Genomic DNA, 15,986 nt, shown 5'->3' with positions numbered 1-15,986 from the left:
GGATAAAGATGAGCGACACTTCCCAAGGACTCGACGCCCTCAAGGACCTCCAAGGCACCGCTGCAGAGACCGAGGCGACGACGGATTCCGGCGAGGATGCCTTCGCCCCGGTGGCGCCGAAGATCGACCAATATGGTCGCTCCTATGCGACCGGTCGGCGGAAAACGGCGATTGCGCGGGTGTGGATCAAGCCGGGCAGCGGTAAGATCACGGTCAATAATCGTGACATCGCCGATTATTTCGGACGGCCTGTGCTGCAAATGGTCCTTAAACAGCCCCTCGAAGCGGCGGAGCGGATGGACCAGTTTGACGTGATCTGCACCGTCAAGGGGTCAGGCCCCTCCGGGCAAGCCGGGGCGGTTCGCCACGGCCTGGCCAAGGCGCTGACCTATTACGAGCCGGGCCTCAGACCTGTGTTGAAAAAAGGCGGCTTCCTGACCCGTGATAGTCGGGCAGTGGAACGGAAGAAATATGGTAAGGCGAAAGCCCGCCGGAGCTTCCAATTCTCTAAGCGCTGACGGGTTCGCTCTTGACTGTCATGCCCCGCCGCCCTTTGGGCGCGCGGGGTTTTTTTGGAGAGCCACAGTAGGGGAGGCACACGCGCGCCTTCCTCGCCGCGATCTCAGCCGAGGATCGCGCCATTCATCACAAAGATGGCTTTCTCGTTGGCGAATTCCCTCACGCCGGTGCCCCCATGCTCCCGGCCATAGCCAGAATCCTTCACGCCGCCGAAGGGCATGTTCGGTTGGGCCACGCCATAGCCGTTGATGAAGACCATGCCGGTATCGAAATGCTCGGCGGCGAGGCGCTTTGCTTCGTCCGTATCGGTGCTGAAGATCCCGCCCCCCAGGCCGAAACGGCTGTCATTCGCAATGCGCATGGCATCGTCTGTATCCTTCGCCCTGATGAGCGACGCCACGGGGCCGAAGAATTCCTCTCCATAGGCGGGTTGGCCGGGGACCACATCGGCCAGGACCGTTGCCGGATAGAAAAATCCGTCGCCTTCGGGCATCTGGCCGCCAAGGGCGAGACGGGCGCCGTTCGCCACACTTTTCTCGACCTGCTGATGGAGGGTGTCCCGGAGGTCTTCCCGCGCCATTGGGCCGATGTCCGTTTCCTCCGCCATCGGATCCCCAAGCGTCAACGCCGACATGGCCTCGATGAACCGCGCCTCGAATTCGTCATAGAGCTCGTCGACGACGATGAAGCGTTTGGCGGCCACGCAGGTCTCGCCATTATTGAAGGTCCGTCCGGTCACAGAGGCCCTGACCGCCAAGTCGAGATCGGCATCGGCCAGAACGATGAACGCATCGTTGGACCCCAGTTCCATCACGGATTTCTTCAGGTGCTTTGCCGCTTCCCCCGCCACATGGCGTCCGCCATTGGGACTGCCCGTAAAGGTGACACCGCGGACCTGATCGTTTGCGATGATGTCATCCGACTGGTCGTGAGAAATAAGGAGGACCCGGAAGAGATTATCGGGCAAGCCGCCCTCGCGATAAATTTTCTCAAGCAACAAGGCCGACCCGGTCACGATTTCAGCATGTTTGAGAAGGACGCCATTGCCGGTCATCAAATTGGCGATGGAATAACGGACGACCTGATAGGCCGGAAAATTCCACGGCTGGATGCCATAGACCACGCCGATCGGGGCATGGACGACATATCCCTCGGCGCCCACCTCAAGGTCGCGGCGCTCCTCCCTCAGGAAGGAGGCGCCGTGTTCGGCGGTGTATTCACAAATGCCCGTACAAAGATCGATTTCGGCATGGGAATGGGCGAGGCATTTGCCCATCTCACGGCTCATCAACTCAGCGAGCTCGTCTTTATGGTCCTGTAAGGCTTGGCCGATCGATCGCAGGATCCGGCCGCGATGGTTGAAGGAGGTCTCCCGCCATTCGACGAAAGCCCGATGGCATTTGTCGACCACGGAACGGGCCTCTTCATCCGTCATCATCGGATATGTCTCAAGGGACATTCCCGTGGCGGGATTGATCGTTTGAATGGTGTCGGTGGACATATCGGGATTTCCTCTAGCGTAGAGAGGGAACCCCGAGACGTCTTTCGTGTTCCGGCTCGCCCTCAGCTTTGGGGGCGAGCCGTTGGCATGATCGCTTAGCGCTGGGCGAGGGGAACGAAGCTTCGTTTTGCCGCACCGGTATAGATCTGCCGGGGGCGGCCGATTTTCTGGTTCGGATCTTCAAGCATCTCCGACCATTGCGCGATCCAGCCCACCGTGCGGGCAAGGGCGAAGAGGGCGGTGAACATCTCCGTCGGGAACCCAAGAGCCCGGAGGGTGATGCCGGAATAGAAGTCGATATTCGGATAAAGCTTCTTCTCGACGAAATATTCGTCCTCAAGGGCAATCCGCTCAAGTTCTTTCGCCACGTCGAACAGGGGGTCCTTGATGTCGAGGGCCTCGAGAACCTCATGGCAGGCCTTTTTCATGACCTTCGCGCGGGGGTCGAAATTTTTATAGACGCGGTGGCCGAAGCCCATAAGCCGGAAGGGGTCGGACTTGTCTTTCGCCCGCGCGATATATTCGGGGATCTTATCGACAGTCCCGATTTGCATCAGCATACGGAGGGCGGCCTCGTTGGCGCCGCCATGGGCCGGCCCCCAAAGGCAGGCGATCCCGGCCGCGATAGCGGCGAAGGGGTTCGCCCCCGAGCTGCCGGCCAGGCGCACCGTCGAGGTCGAGGCATTCTGCTCGTGATCCATGTGCAGGATGAAGATCTTATCGAGCGCTCCGGCACAGACCTTATTGATCTTCCATTCTTCCGCGGGCACGGCAAAGCACATGCGCAGGAAATTTTCTGTATAGTGAAGATCGTTCAGAGGATGAATGAACGGTTGGCCGATATTGTACTTATAGGCCATCGCCGCGATGGTCGGCATCTTGGCGATCATCCGGTGGGTGGAAATCTCCCGATGGTCCGGGTTCGATATATCGGTTGAGTCGTGATAGAAAGCGGAGAGGGCACCGACGGCCCCGCACATCACGGCCATGGGGTGGGCGTCACGGCGGAACCCGTCCATGAAGCCCTTGAAGTGCTCATGCACCATCGTGTGATAGGTGATGTTGCTCCGAAAGTTTTTCAGCTCCGACATGGACGGCAATTCGCCGTGCAAAAGCAAATAGGCGGTTTCGATGAAATCCGACTGCTCGGCCAGCTCGTCGATGGGAAATCCGCGGTAAAGGAGGATCCCTTCATCACCATCGATAAAGGTGATCTTGCTCTCGCAGGAGGCGGTGGACGTATAACCGGGGTCGAAGGTGAACTTGCCGGTTTCCTTGCCCAGGGCCCGGATGTCGATGACATCATTGCCGTGGGTGGGGGAGTAGACGGGGAACTCTTTGCCGTCGAGCGTCGCTGTTCCCGTCTGGTTAAGTGTGCTTTTCATATCATCACTCCGGTTAGAGGCAGGGGGGCCCTGCGGCCATTGTCCCACGGTCGGTACCCAAAGGGCGAAAAAACGCAGTATGACCCGCTATGACTAGGGGCAGTGCAACAATAAACCTTCATAGACGGTCGGCAAGGCGGGCCAAGGTCTCTTCCCGACCGATGGCCTCAAGGGTGAGGCCAAGATCGGGGGAGGGAAGCCCCCCTGCTACCGCGACTCGGAGGGGCGGGCCTACTTTTCCGAACGACAATGATAAATCCTCGGCGAGGGCCTTCAGCGTCGTGTCCAAGGCGGCGGCCGTCCACGCCTCAAGGCCATTGAGGCGATGGTGGGCGGCCTTGAGCACGTCGGGGGCCGTCTCCTGCTTGAGGGGCTTTGCCGCTTTCCCCGAGGGGGTAATCGGTCGCTCGATCAATAGATAGGCCGCCGCTTCGGCGATATCGGTGAGGAGCTGACAACGCTCTTGCAGGGCGGCGGCCCCGCGCGTGAGCCGGGCTTTTTGGCCTGGGCTGGGCTGTACGGGCAGAAAGGGCAGGGCTGCCGCCAGAAAGGCATCGGGCGCCATTTTTTGAAGATGGGCGCCGTTGATTGATCGAAAACGATCGGGATCGAGGCGCGCCGGCGCCTTGCCGATCCCCTCAAGGCCGAACCATTTCAGCGCTTCTTCGGTCGAAATGATCTCCGCATCGCCGTGGGACCAGCCGAGGCGCAATAGCGCGTTGCGCAATCCTTCGGGCAAAAAGCCATCTTCACGATAGCTCTCGATTCCGAGCGCCCCATGGCGCTTTGACAATTTTTTGCCGTCGAGCCCGTGGATCAGCGGGATATGGGCGAAGACCGGCACCGGCCACCCCGCCGCTTCATAAAGGTGGAATTGCCGTGCGGCATTGATGAGGTGATCATCGCCCCGGATGATGTGGGTGACGTCCATATCATGGTCATCGACCACCACGGCGAGCATATAGGTCGGTGTCCCGTCGGATCGCAGAATGACCATGTCATCAAGGGCCGTGTTGGGAAACCGGACCTCCCCCTGGACGGCATCGTCGATGACGGTATCGCCCTCAAGGGGGAGCTTCAGCCGCACCGAATAGGGCCCCTCGCCCTCGTCATCGCGGTCGCGCCAAGGGCTGGTGAAGCGGGCATTCTGCGCCCGCGCCGCTGCTCTGGCCTGATCGAGCGCCTCACCGGCCAACCAGCATTTATAGGCTTTCCCTTCGTCGAGAAGGCGATGGGCAATCGCCGCATGACGGTCGGCGCGGGCGAATTGACTGATCACCTCACCGTCCCAGTCAAGGCCTAGCCAGGACAGCCCCTCGGTGATCGCCGCGACCGCTGCCTCATTGTGACGCGCTCTGTCGGTATCCTCGATCCGTAGCAAAAATTGCGACCCCGCGGCGGCGTGAGCCCCCTTGGCGAACAGCCAGTTGAAGAGCGCGGTCCGCGCCCCGCCAATATGGAGGTACCCCGTGGGGGAGGGCGCAAATCTCGTCACGATCTTCTGAGGTGAAGCCATTCGCGTTCCTTCGGGAAGCTTTTGCGGACGTGTCGGGCGGGGATAGAGGGCCAGAGCGACGCTGCCAAGGGAGGGGGGACGAGACTCGGCAAAAGGCGCGATCCGCTGAGGACGACACCGGGACGGGTGCAGTCGGCCATGAGATCCGCCAAGATCGGGCCTGATGTCATTGACCCTCGATAAACGCTATGGGCGAGGCGGGGTCCTTGGGCCTTTGCCCAAGGCGACGGACCGTCTCGCCGCGGATCTTCTTTCGGTCCGTCGGCGACTTGGCGAATGGGCTGCGGCGGAAAGCGGCCGGTTGTTGATCTTCGCCCCGCTCTTCCTCATGGCGGGGGCGGCAATCTATTTCACGCGACCCCAAGAGCCCCCCTCGGTCCTCCCCCTGCTGATCGCAGGCCTGGGGGCTGTCGGCGCGGTCATGGTGAGGCGCGGCGGTCGTGATCGCCTGGCGTGGCTGGCCTGGGCGGCGACCCTCATGGCCTTGGGAAGTGCCCTTGCCGACTGGCGGACCGATCGTGCCGAAACGCCTCTTCTGGCGCGCCCCTGGGGGCCTGGGCCCCTCACGGGGGCGCTTGTCGCCCTCGAAAACCGGCCGAGCGACCAACGCCTTACCATCGCACCGACCGCCATCGGTGTCCTGCCGTCTGACAGCTTGCCGCGGCTGGTCCGCGTCACCTGGCGGGGGGACCCCATCGCGGCAAGTCCCGGGGCGACCCTGTCCCTGTTCGGCCAATTGATGCCGCCGCCGGGCCCCGCGGTCCCAGGCGGGTATGATTACGGCCGCCACCTCTATTTCGAGGGGATCGGGGGCGTCGGTTTTTTGATGGCCGAGCCCCGCCTTGTCACCGAGGCGACCCCGACGCTGGGATCGGCCGCTTGGCTTCAGGGATTGCGACAACGGATTGCCGAGCGGATTGCCGACGCCCTGCCCGGACCCGCCGGGGCGGTGACGATCGCCCTTGTCACCGGGGACCGGTCCGCTCTTCCGCCGCCGATTGTCGATGCGTTGCGCCATACGGGATTGGCGCATCTCCTCGCGATTTCAGGCCTGCATATGGGGCTCGTCTGCGGGACCGTGTTCGTTGTCCTACGGACGGCCTTGGCGGCGATCCCGCCCCTTGCCGCGCGGTGGCCGATGAAAAAGCCTGCCGCCCTCGCCGCCTGCGGGGCGGGCATTATCTATCTTGCGCTATCTGGCGGACCGATCTCCGCGCAGCGCGCCTTCATCATGGCCAGTATTGGGTTTCTGGCTGTCCTCCTCGATCGGCGAGCCGTATCGCTCAGAACGGTTGCCGTTGCAGCCATCGTCATTGTGGCGTGGCGGCCGGACATGATCCTTGGGGCCGGATTTCAGATGTCCTTTGCGGCGGTGACGGCGCTCGTCGCCACCTATACCGCGCTGGAAGGCCGATTGCGCCCGGCAGTGACGATAGCTGGACGGGTCCGCCGTTTCGTCCTTGGCCTTATGGTGACCAGTCTGGTCGCGGGGCTCGCGACCGCCCCCATGGCGATCTATCACTTCAATCAAGTTGCGGCATACGGACTATTGGCCAACCTTATCGTTATGCCAATATTCAGCCTATTGATTATGCCGGGTCTGGTCCTGGGGCTTGCGCTGATGCCCTTCGGCGCCGATGGCCTCGTTTGGCCGATCACCGGCTTCGGCCTTGAGGCGATCCTGTCGATTGCGACCTGGATCGCAGGGTGGGAGGGGGCGGTTATCGCGGTGGCCCAATGGCCGCCATGGGCCTTCGCCACGGTGCTCGCCGGGGGACTTGCCCTTTGCCTGTTGCGCGCGGCGTGGCGCTGGGGCGGTCTTGGGCTGATCGCTTTGGGGCTGGCCGGGGCGGCCTCGGCCGTGCCCCCGATTGCCATGATCGCCGATGGGGCCGGGAACCTGGCGATCCGGGACGAGGATGGCGAGGTGGCCGTGCTCAGCCGTCGTCGAGCCCGGTTCAGTCTCGATCAATGGCGGGCGGTCTATGGCCTGCCAAAGGGCACGGCGCTGCGGCGGCTCGACTGCCCTCCGGCGGCCCCTATTTGCGTCCTCCGTACGGCCGGCCCGCGGATCAGCCTTGTCCGGTCGTTGGAGGCCGCAGGTCAGGCCTGCCGGACCGACGATATTGTCATCCTTCCCCTTTGGCGGACCGAACGGATCACCGATGGGTGCGACGCCGTCTTGCTGACGGCGGCCCGCCTTGAGGCGCTGGGACCTGTCGCCCTCCTGCCTGCCCGGTCAGGGTCATCCGTCGGCGGGCCCCAAGGCTGGCGGATGACCAGCGTTAAGGCGGTTCGGGGGGATCGCCCCTGGGTGCCCTAGGCCCTGGGTGTCCTAGGAACGCGAGGCGGGGGGATCGGCGGCCTCCGGCCGATGAGCGACGACCAAATAATTGACCTCAAGGTCGTCACTTTCCCGCCATGAGTCGAAGAGCGGATTGTAGCTGAACCCCACTTCTTCCGTGACCGTCAGCCCGGCTTGGCGAAGGGGACCGGCGATTTCAGCGGGTTTGAGAAACTTACGGGGGTCATGCGTCCCGGCCGGCAGCCACCGCAAAATATACTCCGCGGCGATCTTCGCGGTCAAAAGCGATTTGAGCGTCCGATTGAGCGTTGCCACGGCCATCAGCCCCCCTGGCCGCACAAGCGCGGCCCCTTGCGAGAGGAAATAGGCGGGGTCGGCGACATGCTCGACAGCCTCAAGGCTGAGCACGATATCAAAAGGTGGCTCCTTCTCCGCGACCAACCTTTCAACCGTCACCGTGCGATAGTCGACATTCACACCGCTTTCCCGGCGGTGGGCTTCGGCGATCTTGATATTTCGGTCCGCCGGATCGATCCCTACGACCTCGGCGCCCAGACGGGCCATTGGTTCGGAGACCAGACCGCCACCACACCCAATATCGAGGAGACGAAGGCCCTCAAGGGGACGCTTTTGGAAGCGGTCACGGCCGAAATGAGCGCATAGGCGATCCCTCAAGGCGGCGAGGCGCACGGGGTTGAATTTGTGTAGCGGTTTGAATTTGCCGAACGGGTCCCACCACTCCTCGGCCATCGCCGCGAATTTTTCGACTTCTTGATCGTCGATCGTACGGGATTGGGTCATCGTGCTCTCCATCCAAAGGTCGACCGCCCCAAGGCCGAGGCAAAATCGTTGGTATTGGGTCTAACTGCCTGACACGGCGAATAAAAATCGTTTCGGACTCTGTCTCTTATGGCATCCTGGCCGGGTCGGCCATTTACGGCCCTTGTGATCCATGGTTTAGCGCTTCGATTCAACGCCAACCGAGGATGGGAGCGACGATTTGCGCGAGGAGGCCTCCGCTGCTGCGGCCCTGACCACCCGCCGGGACGACCGGCTTGTCATGAAGTTCGGGGGAACATCCGTGAAGTCGATCGACCGGATCGAGCGGGTGGCCCGTCACGTGATGGCGGGCCGCGCTGCGGGGTATAAGGTCTGCGTCAATGTCTCGGCCATGGCGGGGGAGACCGACCGACTTGTCGATCTTGCGACGAGTGCCTTTGGGAACAAGGCCGCCCGAATGGCCGAGTACGATACCGTGGTGTCGACGGGGGAGCAGGTGACCGCCGGGCTCCTCTCGCTCGTGCTCCAGCGCCACGGCATTGCGGCCCGCAGTTGGCTGGGGTGGCAACTTCCCTTCCAAACAGATGCCCGTCACGGCGCGGCGACGATCCACGAGATCGACACGTCCAGCCTTGGCGACAGCCTGGAGGCGGGGGAGGTGGCCGTCGTCGCGGGGTTTCAAGGGATCGATGAGGAGGGGCGGATTACGACCCTCGGCCGCGGGGGATCGGATACCAGCGCAGTGGCCCTTGCCATTGCACTGAATGCCGGCAGGTGCGACATCTATACCGATGTCGATGGGGTCTACACCTCCGATCCTCGGATCGTCCCTTCCGCACGCCGTCTCGATCAAATTTCGTATGAGGAAATGCTCGAAATGGCGTCCCTTGGCGCAAAGGTGCTGCAAACGCGCAGTGTCGGCTTGGCCATGCGGTACGGGGTCCCCCTTCGCGTCTTGTCGAGTCTGGGTGAACCCGGAGAAAGTAAGGTTTTTACACAGATTATGTCTGAACAGGAAATTATGGAACGGCGGGTCGTCTCCGCCGTGGTCCCGAGCCGCTCCGAAGCCCGTGTCGACCTTCTTGGCGTTCCCGATAAGCCGGGCGTGTCCGCGATGATCTTTACCGCGCTTGCGGCGGCGAAGGTCAATATCGACATGATCATCCAGAGCCAGTCGCGCGACAGCGCCTCGGTCAACTTGTCCTTCACCCTGAAGGAGCAAGACCTCTCCATTGCGCAATCCGTTCTCGCAGAACGAAAGAGCGATATTGGATATACGGAGATCCTGGCCGACCAGAATGTGGCAAAAGTGTCGATCATTGGTGTCGGGATGAACGATCGATCGGGCGTTGCCGCCCAGATGTTCGAGACCTTGAGTTCGCGAGGGATCAATATCCTCAACATCTCAACCTCCGAGATCAAGATCAGCGTCTTGGTCTCTTCTGAATATACGGAGCTGGCCGTTCGGGCGCTCCACGATTCATTCGGACTGAGACAATCTAGCGCCTAAGGATGTAATGTGAGCGGATCACCGCCAGAAACCGGATATATTCCGCGACCGCGCTCGGCCCCGCGCGCCTTACTGCGGCGTATTCGGGATATCATGGCGACGGAGACATCCGCCCAAGCCAGGCTTGATAGGCTGGCGACGGCGATCGCGGCGAATATGGTGGGGGATGTCTGCTCCATCTATGTCCGGCGTAGTGACGATACCCTTGAATTATTCGCCACCGAGGGGCTGCGATCCGACGCAATCCACCATACCCGTCTGGCCGTGGACGAGGGGCTTGTCGGCTATGTCGCCAACAGCAAGACCCCCGTGCAGACCAGCGACGCCCGTTCTCACCACGCCTTTGCCTATCGGGCGGAGACCGGTGAGGACGGCCTCAACGCCTTTCTCGGTGTGCCGATTACCCGCTCCGGTCAGGTATTGGGGGTTCTGGTTATTCAGAACCGCTCGAAGCGAGTCTTTGCGGAAGAGGAGCTTGAGGTGGCCCAGACCGTGGCGACCATCCTTGCCGAAGTGGTGGCGACGGGGGAATTGCTGGATGAGCAGGATCGCGAGGATGTCGAAGCGGTTCTGACCCGCCCGGCGCATGAAATCGGTCATCCCATTGTACCGGGGATCGGCAAGGGGGTTGTTTTCCGGCAAGAGCCGGAGATCGCTCCCCATGCGACCTTTGCGGTCGACGTCGCTTCGGAAACCGAGCGTTTAGAAGATGCGATCGCGGCGGTGCGAAAGACCGTCGACGATATGGTTCGTGACGGCGGTGGGGATCTTGCCACCAGTTCTAGAGAAATCCTCGAAGTCTTTCGTCTTCTTGCCTATGATAAAGGCTGGGTACAGAAGATGATGGAAAAAGTGACGGCCGGCATCACTGCCGAGTCTGCCGTCGAGCAGGTGCGGGCCGAAAACGGTCAAAGACTGCGGCAATTGTCCGACCCCTATTTGCGGGAACGGGTTCACGACCTTGATGACCTGGCCCGACGTCTTTTGCGTCAATTGTCCGGGGAGAAAGGGCCGCAAAAGCTCGAAGTCGATTCGATCCTGGTCGCGACTTCTCTCGGTCCGGCGGAACTGCTTGAACTGAACTCTCCCCATCTGAGGGGGGTGGTCCTGGCGGACGGTGCGACATCGAGCCATGCTGCGATCATCGCCCGATCTCTCCAAGTGCCCATGGTGTCGTCGGTGCCCGATCTCGTCGACCAGGCGGTGTCGGGGGATCTTGTCCTTATCGATGGTGAGTCAGGAGAGGTTCATCTTCGTCCGGGGGAGGATGTTCTCGATGCGTTTGCGGAAAAAGACCAATTACGTAGCCGAACATTGGCTCAGTATTGGGAAGATCGCGATGCGCCGGTTGTCACCAAGGATGGTGTGACGGTCGAACTGCAAATGAATGCGGGACTGTTGTTCGACCTTGGGCATCTTTCCCAAACCGGCGCCTCGGCCGTGGGGTTGTTCAGAACCGAATTTCAGTTCCTCCTGGGCGGGGCCTTGCCCACCGCGGCGGCCCAGGAAGCCTTTTACCGTCAGGTTCTGGAGACGGTCGGAAAGCGGGAAGTGATCTTCCGTACCGCCGATATCGGGTCGGATAAGCGGGCGGGCTATATGTCGGGCCCGCGGGAGCCGAACCCCGCTATGGGGTGGCGCGGTCTGAGGGTTGCCCTTGATCGGAACGGGTTCCTCAGAACGCAGATCAGAGCTCTCCTCGCGGCGGCGCGGGGGCGGAAGCTCAATATGCTGTTGCCCCTGGTCACCACCAAGGAAGAATTCCTCGAGGCTAAGGGGTTGATCGAGAAAGAAGTCGATCGTCACCGGAAACATGTCGGTCCCCCCCCGCCGATCGCCGTTGGGGCGATGATCGAGATCCCATCGGCGGCGTGGAACATCCGCAGTTTGGCCGAGGTGTGCGATTTTCTATCGATTGGCGGGAACGATCTTGCGCAATTCTTCTTCGCCGCGGATCGGGAGAATGATCGCGTCAGCCTGCGCTACGACCCCTTGTCCCACGGATTTATTTCATTCCTGGCCCGGACTATCGACGAGGCGAAGCGGGCCGGGAAAACCGTCGGATTTTGCGGGGAGCAGGCCACGGATCCCCTGATGGCATTGGCGCTGATCGCGATCGGTGTGGCACGGCTTTCCGTTGCGGCAACGGCGATCGGCCCTTTGCGCGCAACAATCCGGTCGGTCGAATTCGCCGCGCTCCAAGCAGAGATGCAAAGGCTCCTCGCCGAAGAGCAGGACGGCGATCTGCGCACGGCCCTGCGTGAGTGGGCTGTAACCCAAGGCGTTGTCCTGCCTGTCAAACGCTGAAGGGGGAGAAGGCGCTGATGCCGACCCCAGCAGCCTAGCCTCCCCCTGCAGGAGGAGGCCTAGAGCCTTTTTGACGCGAAGCGGGAACCGGCTCTAGCTCTTTCCGAGCATTTTGCCGATGTCTTCGGGGGAGAAGGGGAAGACGATCGTATTGGTTTTGTCCGAGGCGATTTCCTGGAGCGTATTGAGGTAGCGAAGCTGCATGGATTGCGGCTCGGCCGACAGCACGGCGGCGGCTTCTCGTAATTTGGCCGCGGCTTGCAATTCCCCTTCGGCAAGGATGACCTTGGCACGCCGTTCCCGTTCGGCCTCGGCCTGGCGCGCAATCGCGCGGATCATCGAGCCGTCGACATCCACGCGCTTGATCTCAACATTCGCGACCTTGATGCCCCAGGCTTCGGTTTGCTCATCCAGAATCTTCTGAATGTCTTTGTTGAGCTGGTCGCGCTCCTGCAGCATCTCGTCGAGATCGTGCTTCCCGAGAACGGAGCGGAGGGTCGTTTGCGCCAACTGGCTCGTGGCTTCCTTAAAGTTCTCGACCTGGACCATCGCGCGAACGGCATCGATCACCCGATAATAGATCACGGCGTTCACATTCACGGAGACGTTGTCACGGGAGATCACGTCCTGGGGCGGCACATCGGCAACTAGGGTCCGCATATCGACTTTGCGCAGGGTTTGGATGCCGGGGATCAGGAAGATCAGGCCAGGACCCGCGCCTTTTCGGCTGACCCGGCCGAGGGTGAAGACCACCCCCCGCTCATATTCCTGCAGGATTTTGATCGTGGCCTGAAGAACGATAAAGGCCACGACAATGATCGGAATGATAAAAGAGAGAGAGGCCATAGACTTACCTTTGGACAAGATCAGAGGGCGACGGGGGGGAGGAGGGGGGGGACCCGCGACGGCGTCGCCCACCGAGCCGGCTGGTTTGGCGATCCTTCGGGCTCACGGCGCGACGGACGACCAGAACGATCCCATCGATTTCAGCCACTTTGATGGCATCGCCTTCGGCGAGAGGATCCTTTGATCGGGCGCGCCAACGCTCGCCGTCGACGATGACGAAGCCCTCACCGCTTTCGATGTCCCATTCGTCGACTCGGCCAGACCGCTTTCGGATGGCTTCACCCCCGATGAGCGGGCCATGGCTGCGGGACGCGGTGATCGCGAAAAAGGCAGCGCCGAGGATGAGTACGACGCCCCCTACGGCGCCGACCAAAATGCCGGGGGCGATCCGAAGCTCTTCGGGGAAAAGGAACCACAGACCCACCGCAAAGAGGGTGATACCGGCAGCCCCCGCCAAGCCAAAGGTGGGGGTGAACATTTCCACGACGACGAGGAACGCCCCCAGGGCCATGATCACCGCGAAGAGTTCGTTATAGGGCAGGATCTGAAACGCATAGAGGGCGAGCAAAAGGGACAAAAAGCCGAGCGTTCCGGGGAAGATTGCGCCGGGATTCCATATCTCGGCGATTATCCCCGCCGTCCCGATACTCAGTAAAATGGCGGCAACATTCGGGTCGGCGACAAAGGAGAGAATACGTTCAAAGACCGTCGGCTCCTTACGGCTAAGGGCCAGGGTGCCGGTGTCGAGTGTGGTCGGTCCCGCCACCGTCTCGACCGTGCGCCCATCAAGCTGACGCAGTAGATCGTCGAGATCGTCCGCCACAAGATCGATAACGCCAAGGGCCAGAGCCTCCTGGGCGGTGGCACTGGTCGAGGGGGGGCGAACGGCTTTCTCCGCCCAGTCGGCATTGCGGCCCCGCAGCTCGGCAAGCGAGCGGATATACGCCACGGAGTCCTCGATGATTTTGCCGCGCAAGGAGGCCTCATTGGAGAGATCGGGGGGGGCTGTGTCCTTGGCCGGATCCGCCCCTTCGGCAGTCTCGTCACCTGAGCCGGGCAGCGGGGCGGCCGGATCCTCCATGCCGGGATCGAGGGGACTGCCCCCGCCAAAGTCGATGGGGGTGGCGGATCCTGTATTGGTGGCCGGGGCCATGGCGGAGAGATGCGCCGCATACATAATGTAGAGGCCTGCACTCGCCGACTGGGCCCCTTGAGGCGACACGAAGGTCACGACCGGGGTTTCCGAGGCAAGGATCCCTTTGATGATTGATTTCATCGACGTCACCAACCCGCCAGGGGTGTCGATTTCGATGATGGTCAGCGGGTCGGCGCGGTCGGACGCTTCTTCCATTTCCCGCACCAAATACCCGGCGACGGCGGGGGTCACAGGCCCCTTCAAGGTCAGCAAGGTCGCTTGACGAGAGGGGGGCTGGCCGACCGCATCGACCGCGATGCCGAGCAACAAAGAGACTATGCCCGCGATCAGCGAAGCGACCCACAGATGTTGACGTCGACCCACCATTCACAATTTCCCAACCCACCCGGTTGTGGTAAGCCATCCTGCCCGGCGCGGCAATCGGGCTTTGGCATCTAACGGGTGGGGCGGACCGTCGCTGGCGCGGGGGGCGATCTGAATGATGACTGGAGGCCGGGTGGCGGGACGGCGACGATCCGAGTGGAGTTGAGTAATGGGTGTACGGAATTGGGGGGCCGGTGCTCTCTTGGCCTTGATGGGCCTCATCGGAGCAGGCTGTGACACCCTGCCGGGACGGGTGCCGCATCTGGTCACCGCGAAGTCGGCGGAACCGATCCTGGTTACGATAAAGGACGGGCGCCTGCGGGGGCTAAAGACCCCCGACTCCATCGCGTTTCTGGGCATCCCCTATGCGGCGCCTCCTGTGGGCGATGCGCGGTTCCGCCCACCGCAGCCGCCCCCGCCATGGGAGGGCGTGCGGGATGCGACGGCGATCGGCCCCGCCTGTTTCTCCAATATGCCAAGCCCGGGGCCGACATCGGAAGATTGCCTCAATCTCAACGTCTATGCGCCGAACGGCGCCGTTGCGGGCACCTCCCTGCCGGTCATGGTGTGGATTCATGGCGGCGGGCTCTTGCGGGGGACGGCCAGCCAATATGATCCTAGCGACTTGGCGCGGGAGCAGAATGTCGTGGTCGTGGCGCCGAATTATCGCCTTGGGGCCCTTGGGTTCCTGGCGCATCCCGCTCTGCGCGGCCCGGGGGAGGGGGCGTATGGTCTCCTCGATCAGCAGGCGGCGCTGGCGTGGGTGCAGGAAAATATTGCCGCTTTCGGCGGTGATCCCGGGCGGGTGACATTATTCGGTGAGTCAGCAGGGGCCCTCAGCGTGTGCAGCCATGTGGCGGTGCCGGAAAGCCGTGCCCTGTTCGATGCGGCGATTATCCAAAGCGGCAGTTGCACCCATCCCGATACGACCGTGCCCCAGGCCGATGCGGAGGCAGGGGGCCTCCAAATGGCGGCGGATCTAGGCTGCGGGGCGCCGGCAACGGCCGCCGATTGTCTGCGCGCGTTATCGCCCGGGCGCCTGGTTCGCGCCCAAAGCTGGCGCCGCGGCCATGTAGGCCAGGATGCATATGCGCCAATGACGGGGGGAGATGTCCTGCCCGCGCCGCCCGAGGTGCTTTTTGCCGAGCAGAAGCCCGATCTCCCGATCCTGATGGGCAACAATTTGAACGAAGGGCGTCTGTTCTCGAACATTCTCAGCTATAGCTGGGCGCTCAAAACCCGTGGCGGATATGAGCGCCGTGTGCGACGGATGATGCCCTCGCAATTCGGCGATCAGGTCTTGGCCGCCTATGAAGATCTGGCCGAGCGCTCCTATGCCGAAGCCTATGCGGCGATTTTGACCGACTCCCATTTTGCCTGCCCGGTGTTGACCCTCCACCGATTGATCGGGGCGCAGGCCGCATTTTATGCCTACGAATTCAACGACCCCAATGCGCCCTCGCGCATTCCGCGGGCCCCGTTTGCCCCGCCCATCGGCAGCTATCACGCCGCGGAGATTGCCTATGTGTTCCAACGTCCCTGGGCGTTGGCCTCTCCTGCCTCCTTTACGGATGAGCAATGGGCGTTGGCGGATCGGATGCAGGCCCATTGGGGCCGGTTCGCCTATACGGGGGCGCCGGGGACGGAATGGCCGGCATTTGACGGCGGCGATCCGCAATGGCTTTCCCCGGAGGTGACGGGCGACGCCCAGCAATTCGCGCTCCGGCACCGCTGTGATTTTTGGCACGCGCTCGGCTACTGACCGCATCAGCTGCGCGTGGGGGCGGCAATTCGAGAC

Annotated in this window: 11 protein-coding genes; 5 read left to right on the top strand and 6 right to left on the bottom strand. The window is 62.2% G+C overall.

Annotation, left to right across the window (positions count from 1 at the left end; genetic code table 11):
* Positions 1-8 precede the first annotated feature (8 nt).
* Complete coding sequence (gene rpsI, locus PB2503_RS12260) at positions 9-518, top strand: 30S ribosomal protein S9 (protein WP_013301570.1); 510 nt, start codon at positions 9-11, stop codon at positions 516-518.
* 104 nt (positions 519-622) lie between these two features.
* Here rpsI and PB2503_RS12255 read toward each other — a convergent pair whose 3' ends face one another.
* The 3 genes from PB2503_RS12255 to gltX all read right to left on the bottom strand — a co-directional run bounded on the left by PB2503_RS12255 (position 623) and on the right by gltX (position 4,921).
* Complete coding sequence (locus tag PB2503_RS12255) at positions 623-2,020, bottom strand: NAD-dependent succinate-semialdehyde dehydrogenase (RefSeq protein WP_013301569.1); 1,398 nt, start codon at positions 2,018-2,020, stop codon at positions 623-625.
* 95 nt (positions 2,021-2,115) lie between these two features.
* A complete protein-coding gene (locus PB2503_RS12250; RefSeq protein ID WP_013301568.1) occupies positions 2,116-3,405 on the bottom strand; it encodes a citrate synthase in 1,290 nt (429 codons plus the stop codon).
* A 118-nt stretch (positions 3,406-3,523) separates the two neighbouring features.
* Positions 3,524-4,921 (bottom strand): glutamate--tRNA ligase, encoded by a 1,398-nt coding sequence (gene gltX / locus PB2503_RS12245; protein WP_013301567.1) that lies wholly within the window; start codon positions 4,919-4,921, stop codon positions 3,524-3,526.
* A gap of 163 nt (positions 4,922-5,084) precedes the next feature.
* Here gltX and PB2503_RS12235 point away from each other — a divergent pair, with 163 nt between their 5' ends.
* On the top strand, positions 5,085-7,244 hold the full coding sequence (locus PB2503_RS12235; RefSeq protein WP_013301566.1) for a ComEC/Rec2 family competence protein: 2,160 nt from the start codon (positions 5,085-5,087) through the stop codon (positions 7,242-7,244).
* 12 nt (positions 7,245-7,256) lie between these two features.
* Here the strand turns inward: PB2503_RS12235 and ubiG are convergent, their stop codons facing one another.
* On the bottom strand, positions 7,257-8,027 hold the full coding sequence (ubiG, locus tag PB2503_RS12230; protein ID WP_013301565.1) for a bifunctional 2-polyprenyl-6-hydroxyphenol methylase/3-demethylubiquinol 3-O-methyltransferase UbiG: 771 nt from the start codon (positions 8,025-8,027) through the stop codon (positions 7,257-7,259).
* 259 nt (positions 8,028-8,286) lie between these two features.
* On the opposite strand from ubiG, the gene PB2503_RS12225 reads away from it, so the two are divergent.
* Positions 8,287-9,516, top strand: coding sequence for an aspartate kinase (locus PB2503_RS12225; protein WP_041535689.1), 1,230 nt, complete (start codon positions 8,287-8,289; stop codon positions 9,514-9,516).
* Positions 9,517-9,525: 9 nt separating this feature from the next.
* Complete coding sequence (gene ptsP, locus PB2503_RS12220) at positions 9,526-11,823, top strand: phosphoenolpyruvate--protein phosphotransferase (RefSeq protein ID WP_013301563.1); 2,298 nt, start codon at positions 9,526-9,528, stop codon at positions 11,821-11,823.
* Positions 11,824-11,916: 93 nt separating this feature from the next.
* Here ptsP and PB2503_RS12215 read toward each other — a convergent pair whose 3' ends face one another.
* Both PB2503_RS12215 and PB2503_RS12210 read right to left on the bottom strand, forming a co-directional pair.
* A complete protein-coding gene (locus PB2503_RS12215) occupies positions 11,917-12,669 on the bottom strand; it encodes a slipin family protein (RefSeq protein WP_013301562.1) in 753 nt (250 codons plus the stop codon).
* Positions 12,670-12,673: 4 nt separating this feature from the next.
* The gene (locus PB2503_RS12210; RefSeq protein WP_013301561.1) at positions 12,674-14,191 is read right to left on the bottom strand and encodes an NfeD family protein; all 1,518 of its coding nucleotides are present in this window, start codon (positions 14,189-14,191) and stop codon (positions 12,674-12,676) included.
* Positions 14,192-14,357: 166 nt separating this feature from the next.
* On the opposite strand from PB2503_RS12210, the gene PB2503_RS12205 reads away from it, so the two are divergent.
* Entirely contained in the window at positions 14,358-15,950 is a 1,593-nt protein-coding gene (locus PB2503_RS12205; RefSeq protein ID WP_013301560.1) for a carboxylesterase/lipase family protein, read from the top strand.
* The last annotated feature ends 36 nt before the right edge of the window (positions 15,951-15,986 follow it).

Source organism: Parvularcula bermudensis HTCC2503, assembly GCF_000152825.2.
GTDB classification, from domain to species: domain Bacteria; phylum Pseudomonadota; class Alphaproteobacteria; order Caulobacterales; family Parvularculaceae; genus Parvularcula; species Parvularcula bermudensis.
Note: the sequence above shows the minus strand (reverse complement) of the source record. Positions and strands in the feature narration are given on the sequence as shown.